At 65.7% G+C, this 18,109-nt stretch carries 20 protein-coding genes and 1 tRNA gene; 10 read left to right on the top strand and 11 right to left on the bottom strand.

From position 1 onward, the window contains the following. Together ACW7G6_RS04635 and ACW7G6_RS04630 are read right to left on the bottom strand one after the other, a co-directional pair. Complete coding sequence (locus ACW7G6_RS04635) at positions 1-1,584, bottom strand: XrtA system polysaccharide chain length determinant (RefSeq protein ID WP_456979671.1); 1,584 nt, start codon at positions 1,582-1,584, stop codon at positions 1-3. Then, on the bottom strand, positions 1,584-2,204 hold the full coding sequence (locus tag ACW7G6_RS04630; RefSeq protein WP_456979670.1) for an XrtA/PEP-CTERM system exopolysaccharide export protein: 621 nt from the start codon (positions 2,202-2,204) through the stop codon (positions 1,584-1,586). The genes ACW7G6_RS04635 and ACW7G6_RS04630 overlap by 1 nt, the downstream gene beginning before the upstream one ends. A gap of 180 nt (positions 2,205-2,384) precedes the next feature. On the opposite strand from ACW7G6_RS04630, the gene galE reads away from it, so the two are divergent. Then, a complete protein-coding gene (gene galE / locus ACW7G6_RS04625; protein ID WP_456979669.1) occupies positions 2,385-3,485 on the top strand; it encodes a UDP-glucose 4-epimerase GalE in 1,101 nt (366 codons plus the stop codon). A gap of 52 nt (positions 3,486-3,537) precedes the next feature. Here galE and ACW7G6_RS04620 read toward each other — a convergent pair whose 3' ends face one another. The 6 genes from ACW7G6_RS04620 to ACW7G6_RS04595 form a co-directional block, all read right to left on the bottom strand. Beyond that, entirely contained in the window at positions 3,538-4,371 is an 834-nt protein-coding gene (locus ACW7G6_RS04620) for an alpha/beta hydrolase family protein (RefSeq protein WP_456979668.1), read from the bottom strand. Continuing rightward, positions 4,371-5,213 carry a bifunctional hydroxymethylpyrimidine kinase/phosphomethylpyrimidine kinase gene (gene thiD, locus ACW7G6_RS04615; protein WP_456979667.1) on the bottom strand — a complete coding sequence of 281 codons (843 nt, stop codon included), beginning with the start codon at positions 5,211-5,213 and terminating at the stop codon, positions 4,371-4,373. The genes ACW7G6_RS04620 and thiD overlap by 1 nt, the downstream gene beginning before the upstream one ends. Before the next feature lie 60 nt (positions 5,214-5,273). Then, positions 5,274-5,945, bottom strand: coding sequence for a YoaK family protein (locus tag ACW7G6_RS04610; RefSeq protein ID WP_456979666.1), 672 nt, complete (start codon positions 5,943-5,945; stop codon positions 5,274-5,276). A gap of 4 nt (positions 5,946-5,949) precedes the next feature. Beyond that, positions 5,950-7,347, bottom strand: coding sequence for a PhoH family protein (locus ACW7G6_RS04605; protein WP_456979665.1), 1,398 nt, complete (start codon positions 7,345-7,347; stop codon positions 5,950-5,952). 76 nt (positions 7,348-7,423) lie between these two features. Further along, positions 7,424-7,897, bottom strand: coding sequence for a peroxiredoxin (locus ACW7G6_RS04600; protein ID WP_456979664.1), 474 nt, complete (start codon positions 7,895-7,897; stop codon positions 7,424-7,426). A gap of 44 nt (positions 7,898-7,941) precedes the next feature. After that, positions 7,942-8,502 carry a glycine cleavage system protein R gene (locus ACW7G6_RS04595; RefSeq protein WP_456961771.1) on the bottom strand — a complete coding sequence of 187 codons (561 nt, stop codon included), beginning with the start codon at positions 8,500-8,502 and terminating at the stop codon, positions 7,942-7,944. Between the two features lie 197 nt (positions 8,503-8,699). On the opposite strand from ACW7G6_RS04595, the gene dapA reads away from it, so the two are divergent. Next, positions 8,700-9,602, top strand: coding sequence for a 4-hydroxy-tetrahydrodipicolinate synthase (gene dapA / locus ACW7G6_RS04590; protein ID WP_456979663.1), 903 nt, complete (start codon positions 8,700-8,702; stop codon positions 9,600-9,602). Positions 9,603-9,616: 14 nt separating this feature from the next. Beyond that, entirely contained in the window at positions 9,617-10,159 is a 543-nt protein-coding gene (locus tag ACW7G6_RS04585) for a hypothetical protein (protein WP_456979662.1), read from the top strand. A gap of 36 nt (positions 10,160-10,195) precedes the next feature. Here ACW7G6_RS04585 and fdxA read toward each other — a convergent pair whose 3' ends face one another. Together fdxA and ACW7G6_RS04575 are read right to left on the bottom strand one after the other, a co-directional pair. After that, on the bottom strand, positions 10,196-10,519 hold the full coding sequence (gene fdxA / locus ACW7G6_RS04580; protein WP_456979661.1) for a ferredoxin FdxA: 324 nt from the start codon (positions 10,517-10,519) through the stop codon (positions 10,196-10,198). Between the two features lie 78 nt (positions 10,520-10,597). Next, a tRNA-Glu gene (locus ACW7G6_RS04575) sits at positions 10,598-10,673 on the bottom strand. Positions 10,674-10,805: 132 nt separating this feature from the next. Between ACW7G6_RS04575 and pcnB the strand changes: the two genes are divergently transcribed. The 5 genes from pcnB (at position 10,806) to panD (ending at position 14,917) form a co-directional block, all read left to right on the top strand. Then, positions 10,806-12,155 (top strand): polynucleotide adenylyltransferase PcnB, encoded by a 1,350-nt coding sequence (gene pcnB, locus ACW7G6_RS04570; protein ID WP_456979660.1) that lies wholly within the window; start codon positions 10,806-10,808, stop codon positions 12,153-12,155. Then, positions 12,152-12,685 carry a 2-amino-4-hydroxy-6-hydroxymethyldihydropteridine diphosphokinase gene (folK, locus tag ACW7G6_RS04565; RefSeq protein ID WP_456997636.1) on the top strand — a complete coding sequence of 178 codons (534 nt, stop codon included), beginning with the start codon at positions 12,152-12,154 and terminating at the stop codon, positions 12,683-12,685. Before pcnB ends, folK begins: the two co-directional genes overlap by 4 nt. Positions 12,686-12,700: 15 nt before the next feature. Beyond that, positions 12,701-13,528 (top strand): 3-methyl-2-oxobutanoate hydroxymethyltransferase, encoded by an 828-nt coding sequence (gene panB, locus ACW7G6_RS04560; RefSeq protein ID WP_456979658.1) that lies wholly within the window; start codon positions 12,701-12,703, stop codon positions 13,526-13,528. Positions 13,529-13,544: 16 nt separating this feature from the next. Then, complete coding sequence (gene panC, locus ACW7G6_RS04555; protein ID WP_456997635.1) at positions 13,545-14,420, top strand: pantoate--beta-alanine ligase; 876 nt, start codon at positions 13,545-13,547, stop codon at positions 14,418-14,420. Between the two features lie 113 nt (positions 14,421-14,533). Beyond that, positions 14,534-14,917: an aspartate 1-decarboxylase gene (gene panD / locus ACW7G6_RS04550; RefSeq protein WP_456997634.1), complete on the top strand. Its 384-nt coding sequence runs from the start codon at positions 14,534-14,536 to the stop codon at positions 14,915-14,917. A 40-nt stretch (positions 14,918-14,957) separates the two neighbouring features. Here panD and queG read toward each other — a convergent pair whose 3' ends face one another. Next, a complete protein-coding gene (gene queG / locus ACW7G6_RS04545) occupies positions 14,958-16,118 on the bottom strand; it encodes a tRNA epoxyqueuosine(34) reductase QueG (RefSeq protein ID WP_456997633.1) in 1,161 nt (386 codons plus the stop codon). On the opposite strand from queG, the gene ACW7G6_RS04540 reads away from it, so the two are divergent. Both ACW7G6_RS04540 and tsaE read left to right on the top strand, forming a co-directional pair. Further along, positions 16,117-17,610 carry an NAD(P)H-hydrate dehydratase gene (locus ACW7G6_RS04540; RefSeq protein WP_456997632.1) on the top strand — a complete coding sequence of 498 codons (1,494 nt, stop codon included), beginning with the start codon at positions 16,117-16,119 and terminating at the stop codon, positions 17,608-17,610. The genes queG and ACW7G6_RS04540 overlap by 2 nt on opposite strands. After that, on the top strand, positions 17,607-18,065 hold the full coding sequence (tsaE, locus tag ACW7G6_RS04535; RefSeq protein WP_456997631.1) for a tRNA (adenosine(37)-N6)-threonylcarbamoyltransferase complex ATPase subunit type 1 TsaE: 459 nt from the start codon (positions 17,607-17,609) through the stop codon (positions 18,063-18,065). Before ACW7G6_RS04540 ends, tsaE begins: the two co-directional genes overlap by 4 nt. Positions 18,066-18,109 lie beyond the last annotated feature (44 nt).

Here is an 18,109-nt window from a genome sequence, read left to right as displayed (position 1 = left end):
TCATCCGTTGCTCATCTTGAAGGCATAGGTGGCGACATAGGCGAGCACCACGATCAGGATCATGGTCACGCTGCCAAATTGGCCGTAGAAATCATGGCGCCGCTCGCGAGGTGTCGGGTACGCCGGGATGGCGGTCAGCAGTGGGTAACGGCTGTACTTCTCGATCAGGTGCGCGGAGCGAATGCGCGGGTCGAAGCGTGCGAGCAGAAAGACCAGACCGATGGGCAGGGCGATGGCCAGCAGCAGGCCAGCGGCGGCGATATGCATGAGCCGCATGCCTGATGGCCGCAATGGCATGATCGCCGGATCCTGGACCTTCAGGGTCAAGCCGCGGTTGGCCTCGTCCAGGCCCATGGACACGCGGGCGTTCTCACGTCGACGCAACAGATCCTGGTAGATCTCGCGGTTGACTTCGTAATCACGGGTCAGCTCGGCCAAGGCACCCTCGGAGGCGGCAATGCGACGGCTGCGGTCCAGTTCTTCGGCGAGCATGGATTGGGCCGCGGTCAGGCGTGAGCTGGCCGCGGCACCTTCGCGACGTGCCTGTGCCAACTGGCTGCGCAGTTCCTGATAAAGCGGGTTGGCCTGGGCTTCCGCGGACTCGATGCCCGGTATCGGGGGATCCACGCGCATCTGCTCGTGCTCCAGGTTGCGCCGGATGTCGTCCATCTGGTGGGTGACGCGAACGACGTCGGGATGCTGCTCGGTGAAGCTCAGCATGAGTCGATCGCGCTCGGCTTGCAGTTCAATGAACTGGCTGCGCAGCAGGTTTGCACGGGTTTGTCCGGGGGTGACGGCGGACTCGCCCGACAGTTGCGAGACCAGCGACGCCTCCAGCGACTCCTGCTCCTGCAGGGCCATACGGGTCTGTTCCAGTTGGGTGCGCAGCGAGACAATTCGCGCGTTGACGTCAGTCGCGCTGCCAGGTTGCGCGTCGACGTTCCGCGACCGGTACTGCTGCAGGTTGTCTTCCGCGCCGGTGAGCTTGGCGTGGTAGTCCTGGACCTGGTTGTTGATGAATTCGTAAGCATCCCGGCTCTCGCGCGCTTTGGTGGCGAGTGCCTCGGTAATCAGCATCGAGCCGAACGCCTCGGTTACCTCGAACGCGCGCTGTGGGTCGGAATCCTGATAGGTGACCTCGACCAGGTCGGGACGCGGGCTTCCGATCAGGGTGCGCTTGCGGATCTCCTCCATCAGGCGCTCCTGCTCTACCGGACTGGGATTGGCCTGGTTCCAGTTGCCGACATCCAGGATCTGTTCCAGGATCTTGCGGCTGAAAAGGATCTGGCGTGCCATCCCGGCACGATCCGCAACGCCGGTCGACACCGCGCGTCCCTCCAGCAGCGGTTGGATGATGTCGCTGTCCTTGGCCAGGATGGTGACCGACGCCGAATAGTTCCTGGGGATCACGAAAAGCCCGACCACCAGGGTCAGCAGCGCGACCGCGGCGAAAATGGAAACCAGCAGTAGCAGACGCTTGCGCGCCTCCTTGAGCAGGATCGGAAGCAGTTCGCCGGGCGTGAGATCGCCTGGCTTGCGTACGGTTGGCGGGCGTCCGGGCCCGGAGAGTGCGCGGGTGGTCATCAGAACACCCGCTCCGGCACGGTGATGATGTCGCCGGGGGCCACCCGGTAGTTGGTCGTCAGGTCGCCACGGTTGAGGATGCGATCAAGGTTCACGTCATAGGCGATGCTGGTGTCGTCGCTGTTGCGCCGGTACAGCTCGGCACGGTCGGAGGCGGCGAATTCGGTGGTGCCACCGGCGGCAAGCACGGCGTCCAGCACGGTCATGCCTTGACGGTAGGGAATGGAGACCGGTTGGCGCACCGCGCCAGTCACGCGTACCCGTGAAAGGTATTCGTGGCTACGCAGGTCGGTCAGGATCACCGCCACTTGCGGTGTGCGCACGTAGGCGGCGAGTTTTTCCTCGATGTCCGCCGCCACGTCCGACGGGGTCCGCCCACCAGCGCGAACGTCGCCGACCAACGGCACCGAGATCTTGCCATCCGGGCGCACCGGCGCGGTAATGCCGAGCTCGGGATTGCGCCAGACCGTGACCTGGACGATGTCATCCACGCCGATCAGATAGTCATCCACGGCGGCCTGGGTGCGGTCGGGCGGTGGAGTGGGGTTGCCGCCTCCCGAGGCGCAGGCGGACAACACCGCGACCAGCAGCAGGACAAGGAAATGTCGAACGATCTGCATGTACGTTTCCAAAAGATCCGGTTATCAAGCAACAACGCCAATCAGGCGCCGGGCAGGTCACCGGTTTTCGCGCGGCAGTCGTGTTCAGGGGCCGCTGGACTGTGGCGGCGTCGCCGGTAGCCGCTATTTCCCGGGATTCGCGTTACTCCCGATACCTGCCACTAGCTCCAGGAAGTCCAGATGCGGATCCTCGTCTGCGGCGGCGCCGGGTATATCGGAAGCCACACCTGCGCCGTCCTCATCGGTCGCGGCCACGAGTTGGTGGTCGCCGACAGTTTCATCAACAGCTCGCCCCGGGTGCTGGGACGTTTGGGCACCATCGTCGGCAGTGCTCCGGCCTGCCACCGGGTCGACCTGCGCCAACGCGAGGCCGTCGCCGGGCTGTTTGCCACCCACCGTTTCGACGCAGTCGTCCACTTTGCCGCGCTCAAGGCCGTGGGGGAGTCCTGCGAGCGGCCGCTGGATTACTTCGACAACAACATCTGCGGCACGATCCACCTGTTGCAGGCGATGCGGGATGCCGGCGTCGGCCGCCTGGTGTTCAGCTCATCGGCGACGGTCTACGGCGACCCCGAGTCGGTGCCGGTCCGTGAGGACGCGCCGCTGCGGGTGACCAACCCGTATGGCCGCAGCAAGTTGGTGATGGAGCAGTTGATCGAGGACTTGTGCGAACGCGATTCGAGCTTCCGCGCGGTCAACCTGCGCTACTTCAATCCCGTCGGAGCCCATCCCTCGGGCCTGATGGGCGAGGATCCCGGCGGCGTGCCAAACAACCTGATGCCCTATATCTCGCAGGTCGCAGTCGGTCGACGCAAGCAACTGGCGGTATACGGTGGCGACTGGCCGACCATCGATGGCACCGGCGTACGCGACTACATCCATGTCATGGACCTGGCCCGTGCCCACGCCGATGCGCTGGAATTCATGGTCCGCGAGGACCGCAGCGCGACCATCAACCTCGGCACCGGCCACGGCATCAGTGTCCTGCAGCTGGTCAAGGCATTCGAGCGTGCATCGGGCAAGCGGGTTCCTTACCAGATCGTTGATCGGCGAATCGGAGACGTGGCCGAGGTGTATGCGGATCCGGGCCTGGCTCGGCAGTTGTTGGGTTGGCGCGCCGAACTCGGCGTCGACGCGATGTGCCAGGACGCCTGGCGCTGGCAATGGATGAACCCGGACGGCTATGCGGACAGTGATGCGGTAGCCCACACGGAACGGCTCGTGGTTGCACACCCCGCAATGGGGACGCCACGTCCGGTCGAGGTGGCATCGTTGCGCTGAGTTTCCGGGGTCGGATGTGGGTCGCCACGCCGGTTGCGGGCGGACACGTCGGTCAGTCGAGCAATGCGGACGCAACCGCGCCGGGCTGCTTCATCCACTGAAAATGGTCCGCGGCAACTCCGAGCGCCTGCTCGCCAAGTTTGTCGACCGTCGCGTCGGCCTGCGGCATCTTCGACAGCAGGAAACGCAGTGACGTGCACGGGGCCAGCCAGTCGTGCGTCAACACCACCGCGCGGATTCGTGGCGTGGAGATGGCCAGTGCCGTCTCCAGGTCAATGTCCAGGCCGCAAGCAGCATAACGTCCGCTGAGTGCGGACCGCGACCAGTCTGCGATTACGCCTCGGGCTTCCAGGCCGCCAAAACCGATGCGGCGACCGGGCAGGGCACCGCACCGGTCTGCCAGCCATGGCAGGAAGCGGTAGGCCAGCGGCAACCACCAACGCGTGGGCGGCGGGAATGCCCGCCAGTACGGTGCGCCGCTGGCAACCAGCCATAGTTGGCGCTTGACGTCCGGCGTCATCGCGATCCGGCAACTGGCGAGTTGACCACCGAGGCTGTGCCCGCCGATGATCGCCGGCAACCCGGTCGCCACGAGTTTCATCAACGCAGCCTCACTGGCGGGCAGGTCGCTATCGAGCAACTCCCGATAGCCCCAATCACACTTGTTTCCGGCGCGCCGGTTGCTGCTGCCGTGGCCACGCCACTCGTGCAGGAATACCGCGATGCCGCGCGTGGCCAGGGCTTCGGCCAACGGCAGGTAATGGCGCGTGGCCACGCCCAGTGCCGGCAGCCATAACAGGCTGGCGACCGGGTCGTCGGGGATGCGCGCCAGCAGGTTCCAGCGGTGGCCATCATCGGTCTGGACTGGCAGTTCCAGCGCCTGCATCAATGTCCACCGCCAGCATCGGCGCGATTGAATACGGTCGCGGTGAAGTGATCCAGCACCACGATATCGCTGTGCCCCGGCCGGTACCCGCCGCGCAGCGCGAGATGCACGTAGTCCGATGCATCGATGCACGCCTGGACCAGGGTCTTGCCCAGGGCGAGGTTGGCGGCGATCGCAGAGGCGAGCGTGCAGCCGGTGCCATGGGCTTCGAGCGTCAGGCGCGGGTGCCGGATCGGGGTGATGGTGTCGTTGGCGGCAAGCAGGTCGATGACATCGCCGCCGTCGTCCAGATGTCCGCCCTTGAGCAATACCGCGTTTGCTCCGGTGGACAACAACTCGTCGCAGGCCGCCCGCATGGCTTCCAGGGTGGTAATCGGGTGGCCGAGCAGCAGCTCCGCCTCGGGCAGGTTTGGAGTGATCAGGCTGGCGATCGGCATCAGCCGGTTATGCAGCGCGTCCAGGGCGGCGGGCTCCAACAGACGTGCGCCGGAGGTGGCGACCATCACCGGGTCCAGCACGATGTGCCGTGGGCGGTAGTGCTCCAGCGCATCGGTGACCGCGTGGATGACTTCTGCGTTGGCCAACATTCCCAGTTTGACCACGCCGATGCGGAAGTCATCAAAGCAGGCATCGATCTGGGCACGCAGGAAGCCGGTGTCGGGGACGTGTACCGCGGTCACTCCGCGGGTGTGTTGCGCCGTCAGCGCAGCGATCGCGCTCAGGCCGTGGACGCGGTGTGCGGCGAAGGTCTTCAGGTCCGCCTGGATGCCGGCGCCGCCGCCGGAGTCGGAGCCGGCGATCGTGAGTACGCAGGTCGGGCGAAGGTCTTGGTCGATGGTCATGGCGCCATTGTCGCGGATTCTGCCGCACGCGGCCGGGTGCGGGGATGGTGCGCCTGGTCGCTACAGCGCCGCGGGGGGATGGGTATGCCGGTAGATGGCATACGCCACGCCGGTGCAACCGGTCAGGATCACCGGCAAATACAGCGCGCCATAGTCGAATCGTGCGAACAACCATGCGCCCAGCAAGCCGCCGATGAAGAAAAAGCCGATGATCAGCACGCACAACGCCAGCCGCCGTCGACCCAGCGCGAGCCCGCGAATGGCATGGCCGAGCATGATTCCCAGGTCGGTAAACATCCCGCTCAGATGACTGGTCCGGATGAGCGCGCCGCTGTAGGTAGTCGTCATCGCGTTCTGCAGGCCGCAGGCCATGGCGGCCAGCAGGGGGCCAGCCAGGTGTTGCTGGCGGAACAGCGGGATCGCCGCAAGCAACATGACCGACTCGATCGTCAACACCACGCCGTAGCGCCGCCCCAACTGCAGGGTGCTGTCCTGGACGATCAGGCCACTCAACATCGCACCCACTACATAGGCGACGATCATGCCGGCCAGGTGGGTGGTGGCCAGGGTGTCGCCGGCGACCAGTGCCGCACCCAGCAACGAGGTGTTGCCGGTGAGGTGGGTGATGGCTTGCTGCTGGTAGCCCAGGAAGCCGATCACGTTGACGATGCCCGCCACGCAGGCCAGGGCCGCCGCGCCGACCCAGACCCACGTGGCAAATCGACTTGCCACCGGGCTACATCACCTCGGAGGCATAGTCGGCCAGCCGCGAACGCTCGCCCCGGCGCAAGGTGACGTGGGCGCTGTGCGGCCAGTGCTTGAAGCGATCCACCGCGTAGGTGAGGCCTGAGGTGGTTTCGGTCAGGTAAGGCGTGTCGATCTGTTCGACGTTGCCCAGGCAGATGATCTTGGTGCCCGGGCCGGCGCGGGTGATCAGGGTCTTCATCTGCTTGGGGGTCAGGTTCTGCGCCTCATCCAGGATCAGCCACCGGCTCAGGAAAGTGCGCCCCCGCATGAAATTCAACGAGCGGATCTTGATCCGGCTGGCAAGCAGGTCGTTGGTCGCCGCACGCCCCCAGCTGCCGCCTTCCTGGTTGTGCGTGAGCACTTCGAGGTTGTCGGTCAGCGCGCCCATCCAGGGCGTCATCTTCTCCTCCTCGGTACCGGGCAGGAAGCCGATGTCATCGCCGACGCTCACCGTTGCGCGGGTCATGATGATCTCCCGGTAGCGTTGCTGGTCCATTGTCTGGGCCAGCCCGGCGGCGAGTGCGAGCAGGGTCTTGCCGGTACCGGCGGTGCCCAGCAAGGTCACGAAGTCGATCTCCGGATCCATCAGCGCGTTGAGCGCGAAGTTCTGCTCGCGGTTGCGCGCGGTGATTCCCCATACCGCGTGCTGGCCGTGGCGGAAATCATCCACGATCCGCAGCACAACCTTGTTCTCGTCGACGCCGGTGACCTTGAGTTCGGCCTCGTCGTTGCCCGGCAGATGCAGGAACTGGTTGGGATACCAGTCATCACCGTCCACCCGGGATATCTCGTAATAGGTGCGGCCGCCGTCGGTCCAGGATCGCAGATCCTTGCCGTAGCGCTTCCAGAAATCCTCCGGCAGCTCGGTTGCGCCGGTGTAAAGCAGGCTGAAGTCATCCAGCGCGCGGTCGTTCTCGTAGTCCTCCGAGATGATGCCGGCAATGGCGGACTTGATCCGCAGGTTGATGTCCTTGGAAACGAACACCACCGACGCTTCCGGCTCGGCCTCGGTCAACGCCAGGATCGCGCCGAGGATCGCGTTGTCGGGTACTACCGCGCCGAAACGTTTGCCGGCATCGAAATTATCGGTCTGGAAGCGCAGGCATCCGATGTTGCCGGCGTCACGCAGCTTCAAGCCGTGCGGCTGTACCAGCGGGATCCCGGACGCAATCCTGTCGCTGCCTTCGGCTTCGATCAACTCGTTGAGGAAGCGGCTTACCTGGCGCGCGTTGCGGCTGGCGTCGGTGGTGCCCTTCTTGCCGTTGTCGAGCTCCTCGATGACCTGCATCGGAAGGTAGACGTCGTGTTCCTCGAACTTGAACAGCGCGGTCGGGTCATGCATCAGCACGTTCGTGTCGAGCACGTAGATCCGCTTGCCTTTTGTCATCGCGAGCTCCGGGTGGGAAGTAATGACGGCACACGCCCGCGAGGCGGGGTGGCGACGTAGCATGAAGCGGGACGGGTCACCGGGTGACGGCAGCCTTGAGCTCGTCGAGTACGGCCGCGGCGTGGCCCGGTACCTTGACCGGTTGCCATGACCGGGCGATGACGCCCTCCGGGTCGATCAGGTAGGTGCTGCGCACGATCCCCATCACCTTGCGCCCGTACATGTTCTTTTCCCGGATCACGCCGAACGCGTTGCACACGGCCTCGTCCTGGTCGCTGACCAGGTCGAACGTGAAACCCTGCTTGGCACGGAAGTTCTGGTGCGACTTCACCGTATCGCGCGACACTCCGAGCACGGTCGCGCCGAGCTTGGCGAATTCCGGCAGCAGTGCGGTGAAGTCGTTGCCCTCGGTGGTGCAGCCGGGGGTGCTGTCCTTGGGGTAGAAGTACAACACCAGCCACTGGCCCTGATACTCGGCAAGGCTCACGGTCTGGTCGTTGGACAGCTTCAACGGCAGGTCGGCGGGAACGTTGTCACCGGTATCAAGCATCGATGTGACTCCTCAGGATTTCATCGGGTCAGGACTTTATTGGGTCAGAACTTCATCGGATCGAGGATCGCATCAAGGTTCAGGTGATCGCAGAACTCCAGGAAGTCATCACGCAACGCGGCAATGTGCATGCTCGCCGGCACTCCGATGGTGATCTGCGCGGAGAACATCTCGGCGCCCGTTTGCATGGCCCGGTACCGGGTGCAATGCAGGCTCTCGATGGTGATGCCCTGGCGATCGAAGAAATCCGACAGTTGGAAGGTGATGCCCGGCTTGTCGGCCGCGACCACCTCGACGATATAAGGCAACAGGTTGGTCTGTACCTGCTTCTCGTCGGTGCGATACCAGACCAGTTTGATTTTCTCCTCACGCTCCAGCCGGACCAGCATCGCTTCCAGCTTGGCCACCGCATCCCAGGAGCCCAGCGCAAGCGCGGTCACCGATACGTCGCGACCCACGGTCGACAGGCGTGCATCGATCAAGTTGCAGCCGCTGTCGTTGATCCGCCGGGAGACCGGCAACAGGGGGGATTCCGGATGTGTCGACCAGGCATTGATCAACAGGTGGTTTTCGTTCGGTGACGGCCGGGGGTTGGGGTCGGTCAAGGCATCGCCTGCAAGGAAGGTGACTGGCTTCGGCGCGACGCGCGGACTGCATCGCCCGGAGGCTGAACGGCGGACCGCAAACGGGCCGTGGCTGGAAGCAGCATACTTGCCCGTGCTTTCGCGCCGCAAGTAACATCAATTTGCGACAGCCCTTTTTGATGGCACCTCGCCACTGGCCCATGACAGGACATCGAGACTTGCGACTTTCCGGCAGCATCACCGCGTTGGCGACACCTTTTGGCGCTGATGGCGAACTTGACCTGGATGCGTGGCGACGCCTTGTCCGGACGCAGTTGGAAGCCGGGACCCAGGCGGTCGTGGTGGCTGGCTCGACCGGGGAAGCGGCCGCGTTGTATGACGCGGAGTTCGACCTCCTGTTGCGCACCGCCGTGGAAGTGGTCGCCGGGCAAGTCCCGGTCATCGCGGGCACCGGGCAGTCCAACACCGCCAAGTCGATCGAGCAGACCCGGCGCGCCGGGGCATTGGGCGCCGACCTGGCATTGGTAGTGACTCCCCCGTACGTCCGTCCGACCCAGGCCGGCCTGGTCGCCCATTACCGTGCGATTGCCGACGACGGCGCCTTGCCGGTGATGCTCTACAACGTACCGGGACGCACCGGCAGCGATATGCTGCCCGAGACCGTGGCGGCGCTGGTCGGCCATTCGCGCATCATCGGCGTCAAGGAGGCACAGCCGGAGCCGGGACGCATGACGGACTTGCTGGCCCTGCAGTCGGCGGACTTCGTGGTGTTCAGCGGCGACGACCGGACCGCTTGCCGGGCGATGCTGGCCGGTGCCGACGGCGTTGTATCGGTCGCTTCCAATGTATTGCCGCGTGCCTTCCGGCGCCTGTGTGAGCTGGCGCGCCACGACAAGCAGGCGGCGGCGCAGGCCTGGGACGAGCGGATGGCGGCGGTGTACAAGTTCCTCGGCGTGGAGTCCAACCCGATCCCGATCAAGGCCCTGCTTGCCGCGCAAGGCGTGGGTTGCGGCCTGCGCCTGCCACTGCTGTCACTATCGCCATCCCATCATGAGACTGCAGCCAGGATTGCTGCGATCATCCGCGAACTTGAACTGGCCTGCGACCCCGTCGCGGACTGACCTGGAGATTGCCCATGCGTTCCACCATTTCGTTGTCCCAAGCCGCCGTCGCCGGCATTTTGCTGGTTGGCCTGGCCGCCGGTTCCGGCTGCAGCTGGTTTTCCAAGACCGATGAGCTGTATGCCCAGCAAACCCGTCCGTTGGAAGTGCCGCCCGACCTTGACTTGCCGCGTACCGGCGCGGCGGTGGACATGCCGGTTGGCTCGGCAACGGCGTCGGACACCGTCGCGGCAGCAGCCGCCAGTCCGGGCTCGACTGCGGCACCGGCACAGACGGGCTCGGTTGGAGCCGGGTTTGTGGTTCCGGGCAGTCGTGACGAGGTTTTCGCCCAGGTCGACGCGGCGCTGGCTGAAGTCGACGGGGTGACCGTTGCCAGCCGGGCCAAGTTGCTGGGGGCGTTTGACGTGAACTACCGCGACAGCAACTTCCTGGTCCGGGTGAGTGAAACCGAAGCCGGTGCGTATGTGTCCGCGGTTGATCCGCGTGGCATGCCGGCGGTCGACGAGGCGCCGGTAGCGCTGATCACCGCGTTGAAGGCGGCGTTGGGCGGCCAGTAACCGGGGCGCAAGCGGGGGCGGCGCTTGTTGGCCGCCTCAGCGCTCAAGCAGTGGCAGTTTGCCGGTCTTGTCGTCCCATTCGGCCGCGTCGGCCGGGGCGTCCTTGCGCTGGGAGATCACCGGCCATTGCTTGGCAAGCTCGGCATTGAGCTGCACGAACCCCTCCTGCCCACCGGGGACGTCGTCCTCGGGGTAGATGGCATTGACCGGGCACTCCGGCTCACACAGGGTGCAATCGATGCATTCGTCCGGGTCGATCACCAGGAAGTTCGGCCCCTCGTGGAAGCAGTCCACCGGGCACACCTCCACACAATCGGTGTACTTGCACTTGATGCAGCTCTCGGTAACGACGAAGGGCATTGGTCGGACTCCCCGTTTGGTCGGGCTCAAGGGCGGAAAAGAAGAAAGCCCGTACATCGCTGCACGGGCTTTCGGTATTGGTGCTCCCTACGAGATTCGAACTCGTGTTTTAGCCGTGAGAGGGCCACGTCCTAGGCCTCTAGACGAAGGGAGCAAGCCCGCACCGGACTCTCACCGTTGTGCGGCCTGCTAGTATATGGCGCGCCGTAGCCATCGGCAACGGCTATTCATGAAATATTTCCCGGATCCTCCCAACTGTCCTCCCAACTGCGGCGACGCCCGCCTGATGCCAGACAAAAATCAACTTCCCGTTCCCGCCCTGCGGGTCATCCCTCGCGATCAGCACAACGTATCGCGCAAGGACATCAGCCCCAATGCCCTGCGGGTGCTTTACCGCCTGCGCGACGGTGGTTTCGCTGCCTACCTGGTCGGCGGCGCCGTGCGCGACCTGTTGGCCGGCCGCGCGCCCAAGGACTTCGACATCGCCACCGCGGCGACACCCGAACAGGTCAAACAGCTGTTCCGCAACTGCCGCCTGATCGGTCGCCGGTTCCGGCTGGCGCATGTGGTGTTTGGTCGCGAGATCATCGAGGTCGCCACCTTCCGCGCCAACACCGACGATGGCAGTGGCGACCGCGAGCAACACGAAGGTGGCCGCCTGCTGCGTGACAACGTTTACGGCACCATCGAGGACGACGCGGTCCGCCGCGACTTCACCGCCAACGCGCTGTATTACGGCATCGAGGATTTTTCGGTGCGCGATTACACCGGCGGCTTCGAGGATGTGCAGAACCGCCTGATGCGGCTGATTGGCGACCCGGAAACACGCTACCGGGAAGACCCGGTGCGGATGCTGCGCGCCGTCCGGCTGGCCGCCAAGCTGGGCTTCCAGATCGAGCCCGCCACTGCTGCGCCGATCCGGCCGCTGGCACCGCTGTTGGCCGACTCGGCACCGGCGCGCTTGTTCGAGGAGTGCTTGAAGCTGTTCTTGTCCGGCCATGCGGTCGAGAGCTTCCTGGGCCTGGAAAAACACGGCCTGCTGCCGATGCTGTTGCCCGAAAGCGCTGCCGCACTGACGGCCAACCGCAGTGGAGCGCTGCGCAAGATGGTACTCGACGGCCTGCGCGGAACCGACCAGCGTGTCGCGGATGGCGAGCCGGTGTCGCCGGCGTTCCTGTTTGCCTTGCTTCTTTGGCCGGCGTATTGCCGGACACTGATGGCATTGCAAGCGCAAGGGGTGCAGGCGATCGAGGCCCAGCGTCGCGCCGCCGACCGGGTCACCGTGCACGAGCTGGCGATGGTCGCCTTGCCGCGCCGGTTCTCGATCCCGATGCAGGAAATCTGGCTGCTGCAGTCGCGCTTCTCACTTCGGCAGGGCAAGCGGGTGTCGCGGATGCTCTCCCACCCGCGTTTTCGCGCCGCGTTCGACTTCCTCACGCTTCGGCTCGGGGTGTCGGACGAGCACGCCGAGGATGTCGATTTCTGGCTCCAGGCCCAAAAGGAGTACGGGCCGTTGTTGGCAACCCAGCACGACGGGGACGACGAACCATACGCAGGTGACTCGGCCGACGCCGGCAAACCTTCCAAGCCACGGCCACGACGGCGCAGTCGGCGCACGGCGGCTGCCGACGAATGAACCCCGGCGTCGCGGTGTTCGTTGGCCTTGGCAGCAACCTGGGCGACAGCGCCGCCATCATCGGGTCCGCCCTGGGCGCGCTGGACGCCTTGCCCGGCACCCGTGTATTGAAGGTCTCGCGCCTGTATCGCACCCCGGCGTGGGGACTGACCGCGCAGCCGGATTTCCTCAACGCAGTGGCGTTGCTGGAAACCACATCGGCCGCGCAATCACTGCTGGCGGCGATGCTGGGCATCGAACGCGACGCCGGCCGGACACGCCGCGATGATGGCCGCGACCGCTGGGGCCCGCGCACACTGGATCTCGACCTGTTGTTATATGGCGACCAGGTGATCGATCAACCCGGCCTGCAGGTTCCGCACCCGCACCTGCATGAGCGTGCGTTTGCGCTGCTGCCGCTGGTGGAGATCGCGCCCGATGCCCGGATTCCCGGCCGGGGTCTGGCGCGTGAGCTGCTCGCCGCGATGGCCACCGACGACATCGAAGCGCTACCGTATGCACTCCCGCCGCGAACTGACGCGGCTCGTTAAGCGAAGAGCGCAATCATGTATACCTCCGCCGCCGTTCCGGCTGACCGCAAGCCCTGGACCGTGCCGTTGCTGCGCGCGGCCAAGAACGATGACCGCAAACTGGTGATGCTGACCTGTTACGACGCCGGGTTTGCCCGCGTGCTGGACGCCGCAGGTATCGACCTGGTGCTCATTGGCGACTCGCTGGGGATGGTCGTACAGGGGCAAGACAGCACCCTGCCGGTGACGGTCGATGACATTGCGTACCACACCGCCTGCGTCCGACGTGGTTTGGCGACCGCCTTGCTGGTGGCCGACATGCCGTTCCAGTCCGACGCCACGCCGCTGCGTGCGCTGGATGCGGCGACCCGGTTCCTGCAGGCCGGTGCGGCCATGGTCAAGATCGAAGGCGCGGGGCCCAAGCTTGACGTGATCCGCTACCTGGTGGAGCGCGAGATACCGGTGTGTTCCCACCTCGGCCTGACCCCGCAGTCGGTGCTGCGGCTGGGCGGGTATCGGGTGCAGGGCAGGGATGACGCGGCGGCGGAGCAGTTGCTCGAGGATGCACGCGCCGTTGCTGCGGCCGGCGCGGAGTTGCTGGTGCTCGAGTGCGTGCCAACTCCGGTGGCGGCCCGCATCACCGCCGAGTTGGAAATCCCGACCATCGGCATCGGCGCCGGCCCGCAATGCGATGGCCAGGTGCTGGTGCTGCACGACATGCTCGGCCTGGCGGGTGGCTCGCGTCGGCCCAAGTTCGTCAAGGATTTTCTCGCCGAGGGTGGATCCGTCCTCGGCGCGATGCAGGCGTATGCGGCCGCGGTACGCGAAGGTCGGTTCCCCGACGCCGCGCATTCCTACGCCTGACGGGTTGGCCGACGCGATGATCGAGACCGTCACGGAACTGTCCGCGCTGCGCGAGCGCGTCGGTGAGTGGAAGCGCGCGGGCCTGCGGGTCGGCTTCGTGCCGACCATGGGCAACCTGCACCCCGGCCACCACTCGCTGGTGAAACTCGCCGGCCAGAGTGCCGACCGGGTGATCGCCAGTGTGTTCGTCAACCCGACCCAGTTCGGTCCCGACGAGGACTTCGATCGCTACCCGCGTACCGCCGATGCCGATGCGGCCGGGCTGGACGCCGCTGGCGCCGACCTGATGTGGCTGCCATCGGTCCCGACCATGTACCCGTATGGCGTCGAGGCCACCGTGCAGGTACGGGTACCCGGCGTGACCGAAGTGCTGGAGGGTGCGCGTCGCCCGGGCCATTTCGACGGTGTATCGACCGTGGTGTCGCGTCTGTTCAATCAGGTCCAGCCGGACGTGGCGGTATTCGGAAGCAAGGACTACCAGCAGTTGGCGGTGATCCGTTACCTGGTCCGTGACCTGGCATTTCCGGTCGAGCTGCTGGCGGCTCCCACCCTGCGTGAGACCGACGGGCTGGCGATGAGTTCGCGCAATCAGTACTTGTCGGCCAGTGAGCGTCCGGTCGCGGCGCAGATCCAGTCGTGCCTGCAGGCCATGCGGCACGCCAGCCAAGCCGGGCAGGCTCGGGAAACGGTGGAGTCCGATGCCGTGCATCGCCTTGCCCAAGCGGGCTTCGAGGTGGATTACGCGGTCCTCAGGCGCCCCGACCTGACCGTGCCGACGCCCACGCAGTCGGCGCAGGCACCCGGTACCGATGACCCGGATGCCCGGGTCGCGCTGGTTGCCGCGCGACTGGGCAGCACCCGGCTGATCGACAACCTCGAGTTCAGGCGCTGATCGCAACCGCTGTTTGGCATGCAGTGTTTGGCGCGCACTCATGTTGCGCCGCGCCATCGACTGGTAAACTTCAATGCCCTGAAACACCTGCGCGCCGCGTTGGAGTCATCGCAATGCAACTGAACCTGCTCAAGGCCAAGATCCACCGTGCCACCGTCACCCATGCCGAACTGCATTACGAAGGTTCGTGCGCGATTGACGGCCGGTTGCTGGATATTTCCGGCATCCGTGAGTACGAACAGATCCACATCTTCAACATCAACAGTGGGCATCGCTTCATCACTTATGCGATCCGTGGCGAGGAAGGCAGCGGGGTGATTTCGATCAACGGGGCGGCCGCGCATCGCGCGAAGCCCGGCGAGCTGGTGATCATCTGTGCCTATGCCGAGTTCGACGAGGCCGAAGCGGCGAAGTACAAGCCGACCCTGGTCTATGTCGACAGTGACAACCGGCTGACCCACACCAACAACTCGATTCCGCCCCAGGCGGTTGCTTGACGGGCTTGTTGCGGAGGTAGCACGCCCGTCGCCGAGTCGGTCAGTCGGGCGCCATGGTCTGCGCTCGGGCGGCATGACGCTGCAATGCCCACTGGACGTGTTCGCGGATCAGTGGATCTTCGCTGTCGCGCCGTGATTCCAGCGCGGCCAGCACCTGCGGTGTCGACGGTGCGTTGCCCAGCGCGACAGCGATATTGCGCAACCAGCGCTGGTGACCGCTGCGGCGGATTGCCGAGCCTTCGGTGCGTTGCAGGAACTCTTCCGGTGTCCACGCAAACAGCTCTGCCAGGCTGGCCTGGTCCAGATGGTTGCGGGCGCGGAAATCGGGCTCGTCGGTGCGCTTGGCGAACTTGTTCCACGGACACACCAGTTGGCAGTCGTCGCAACCGAAAATGCGGTTGCCGATCGGTTCGCGGAACTCCAGCGGGATCGACCCTTCATGCTCGATGGTCAGGTAGGAGATGCAGCGCCGCGCGTCGAGCCGGTAGGGCGCGGTGATCGCAGCGGTCGGGCAGACATCGATGCAGCGCGTGCAGGTGCCGCAATGGGCGGTGGCCGGCTCGCCGATTGGCAGCGGCAGGTCGAGGTAGATCTCGCCCAGGAAAAACCACGAGCCGCCATTCTTGTCGATCAGGCAGGTGTGCTTGCCGATCCAGCCCAGTCCGGCGTTTCGCGCCAGTGCCCGCTCCAGCACCGGGGCGGAGTCGACGAATACCCGGTGGCCGAAGGGGCCGACCAGCTCGGCGATCTGCGTTGCCAGCCGCTGCAGGCGTTGGCGCATGAGTTTGTGGTAATCGCGGCCCAGTGCGTAGCGGGCAACGTAGGCGCGCTCGCCATCGTCCAGGGTTTGCCAGGCCTCTTCGTCATCGCGACGTCCGTAGTCGAGGCCGACCGATACCACCCGCAAGGTGCCGGGAATCAGCTCGGCCGGGCGTGATCGTGCATCACCATGGCGCGCCATCCATTCCATCGATCCATACAGGCCCTGTGCGAGCCAGTCACGCAGGTGGGCCTCGTCTTCGCCCAGTTCGATGCCACTGATGCCGCAGTGTTGGAACCCGAACTCGCGGGCAAGCTCGCCGATACGCTGGGCGACTGCGGAGTAGTCGGGCGCCGGCGCAGCGTCACTGGGCGTGGCCGGGGGCAGGGCGGTGGGCGGTCGGGTATGGGTCACGGCTTGCCAAGTATAGAATCGCTGCATGCTTGCTGCCGCCGCCCTGTTTTCCGTCGCCGCCGTGCGCGAGGTCGAGGCCCGCGCGCTGGCCGGGTTGGGCGACAGTGCCGAGTTGATGCAGCGCGCCGGTCAAGGTGCATGGCGAGTGGTGCTGCAGCGTTGGCCGGCGACCCAGTCGCTGTTGGTGGTATGCGGCCCAGGCAACAACGGTGGCGACGGGTACGTGCTCGCACACCATGCCAGGCAAGCGGGCACGCAGGTCCAGGTGGTGCGGTTGCCAGGTCATTCGCCGAGGACCGATCCGGCGCGCCTCGCCAGCGCGGCCTATCTGGCCAGTGGCGGCACCGTGGTCGAGTTTGAAGACGCGCTGCCGGCGGCCGAGCTGGTGGTGGATGCGTTGTTCGGAATCGGCCTGGCACGGCCGCCCGAGCCGCTGGCGGCGGCGTTGATCAGGGCGATCAACCGGCATCCGTCGACGGTGCTTTCACTGGACGTGCCCAGCGGTGTGGATTCAGCGACCGGCGCGGTGGAGGGCGAAGCGGTTGATGCCGCATGCACGCTGGAGTTCATCGCTTCCAAGGCGGGCCTGCGCACTGGTGCGGCACGTGATCACGTCGGCAAACTGCAACGCTTCTGCCTCGGGCTGGACGACGGATTGTTCGAGGGGATCACCCCGATGGCCGAGCGCCTGCAGGCCATCGATCTGCAACGATGGCTGCCTCCGCGCCGCCGCGACAGCCACAAGGGCCGCAATGGCCGGGTGCTGTGCATCGGCGGCGAGCACGGTCATGGCGGGGCGATCATGCTCGCCGCCGAGGCGGCGCTGCGCAGTGGCGCCGGCCTGGTCGACGTGGTGACCCGCAGCGCGCATGTGGCTGCTTTACTGGCGAGGTTGCCGGAGGCCATGGTCCACGGTCATGCCGATGATGCCGACGCGCTGGACAGCCATTTTATCGCCAGTGCCGACGTGGTCATGGCGGGTCCCGGCCTGGGGCAGGGCGACTGGGCGCGTGCGTTGCTGCAGCAGGTTCTGCAATCACCCAAGCCGTTGGTGCTGGACGCCGATGCGCTGAACCTGATCGCCGAGCAGTCGCTTGCGACCCCAGCCAATACGGTGCTTACCCCGCATCCGGGTGAAGCGGCGCGCTTGCTGGATTGCGATACCGCCGATATCCAGCGGGATCGATTTGCCGCCGCCACCGCGCTGGCGACGCAGTTCGACGCCGTGGTGGTACTGAAGGGAGCCGGCAGCATCGTTGCCGCACCAAGCCGGACGCCGCGCCTGATTGATGCCGGCAATCCCGGGATGGCAGTTGGCGGCATGGGCGATGTGTTGAGCGGGGTTATCGCCGCGTTGCGCGCGCAAGGCCTGGAGGCCTTCGATGCCGCCAGTTGTGGCGCGCTGCTGCATGCCGCTGCCGGAGATGCCGCAGCCGCCCGGGACGGTGAGCGCGGACTGTTGCCGAGCGACCTGATGCCCTGGTTGCGCGAGCTTGCCAACCCCGAGCTGACAGGATGAGCCTGCTCTGGTTGCCCAACCCGGCCAGTACCGATCAGCTTGGCCGGTCGCTTGCGGCGTCCCTGCCGCCGCAAGCGGTGGTGCACCTGCGCGGAGAGCTGGGTGCCGGAAAATCCAGTCTTGCCCGTTCCCTGCTGCGGGGGCTTGGCGTGCAGGGGGCAATCCGCAGCCCCACCTACACTCTGGTTGAGCGGTATCCGTTGCCTGGCGGCGGTGAGGCCTGGCACCTGGACCTGTATCGGATTGGCGATCCCGGCGAACTGGAATACCTGGGCCTGGATGGCGAAGACCCGGTGCTATGGCTGGTGGAGTGGCCGGAACGGGGCAGCGGTCACCTGCCGTCGCCGGACCTGTTGATCGAGTTGGCGGTGCAGAAAGATGGCCGGAGCGTGCAGTTGCTGCCGCAAACGCCGGTGGGGCAGGCTTGGCTGGATCGGATGGAAAAAAGCCCATGAACCCAGATCAACTCCTGAACGTTTCCACAAGAGTATGCGGCAGG

The sequence above is a fragment of the Lysobacter sp. A421 genome, assembly GCF_054052145.1.
The sequence above is the reverse complement of the archived record's forward strand: the minus strand, read 5'-3'. Positions and strand labels throughout refer to the sequence as shown.

Excerpts from the sequence above, each read along its gene's own strand:
- queG (WP_456997633.1), bottom strand. The coding sequence starts at position 16,118 with ATGCAGCGATTCTATACTTGGCAAGCCGTGACCCATACCCGACCGCCC.
- ACW7G6_RS04605 (WP_456979665.1), bottom strand. The coding sequence starts at position 7,347 with ATGACAAAAGGCAAGCGGATCTACGTGCTCGACACGAACGTGCTGATG.
- tsaE (WP_456997631.1), top strand. The coding sequence starts at position 17,607 with ATGAGCCTGCTCTGGTTGCCCAACCCGGCCAGTACCGATCAGCTTGGC.
- pcnB (WP_456979660.1), top strand. The coding sequence starts at position 10,806 with ATGCCAGACAAAAATCAACTTCCCGTTCCCGCCCTGCGGGTCATCCCT.
- panD (WP_456997634.1), top strand. The coding sequence starts at position 14,534 with ATGCAACTGAACCTGCTCAAGGCCAAGATCCACCGTGCCACCGTCACC.
- panC (WP_456997635.1), top strand. The coding sequence starts at position 13,545 with ATGATCGAGACCGTCACGGAACTGTCCGCGCTGCGCGAGCGCGTCGGT.
- galE (WP_456979669.1), top strand. The coding sequence starts at position 2,385 with ATGCGGATCCTCGTCTGCGGCGGCGCCGGGTATATCGGAAGCCACACC.
- panB (WP_456979658.1), top strand. The coding sequence starts at position 12,701 with ATGTATACCTCCGCCGCCGTTCCGGCTGACCGCAAGCCCTGGACCGTG.
- ACW7G6_RS04630 (WP_456979670.1), bottom strand. The coding sequence starts at position 2,204 with ATGCAGATCGTTCGACATTTCCTTGTCCTGCTGCTGGTCGCGGTGTTG.
- folK (WP_456997636.1), top strand. The coding sequence starts at position 12,152 with ATGAACCCCGGCGTCGCGGTGTTCGTTGGCCTTGGCAGCAACCTGGGC.
- fdxA (WP_456979661.1), bottom strand. The coding sequence starts at position 10,519 with ATGCCCTTCGTCGTTACCGAGAGCTGCATCAAGTGCAAGTACACCGAT.
- ACW7G6_RS04540 (WP_456997632.1), top strand. The coding sequence starts at position 16,117 with ATGCTTGCTGCCGCCGCCCTGTTTTCCGTCGCCGCCGTGCGCGAGGTC.
- ACW7G6_RS04585 (WP_456979662.1), top strand. The coding sequence starts at position 9,617 with ATGCGTTCCACCATTTCGTTGTCCCAAGCCGCCGTCGCCGGCATTTTG.
- thiD (WP_456979667.1), bottom strand. The coding sequence starts at position 5,213 with ATGACCATCGACCAAGACCTTCGCCCGACCTGCGTACTCACGATCGCC.
- ACW7G6_RS04620 (WP_456979668.1), bottom strand. The coding sequence starts at position 4,371 with ATGCAGGCGCTGGAACTGCCAGTCCAGACCGATGATGGCCACCGCTGG.
- ACW7G6_RS04600 (WP_456979664.1), bottom strand. The coding sequence starts at position 7,897 with ATGCTTGATACCGGTGACAACGTTCCCGCCGACCTGCCGTTGAAGCTG.
- ACW7G6_RS04635 (WP_456979671.1), bottom strand. The coding sequence starts at position 1,584 with ATGACCACCCGCGCACTCTCCGGGCCCGGACGCCCGCCAACCGTACGC.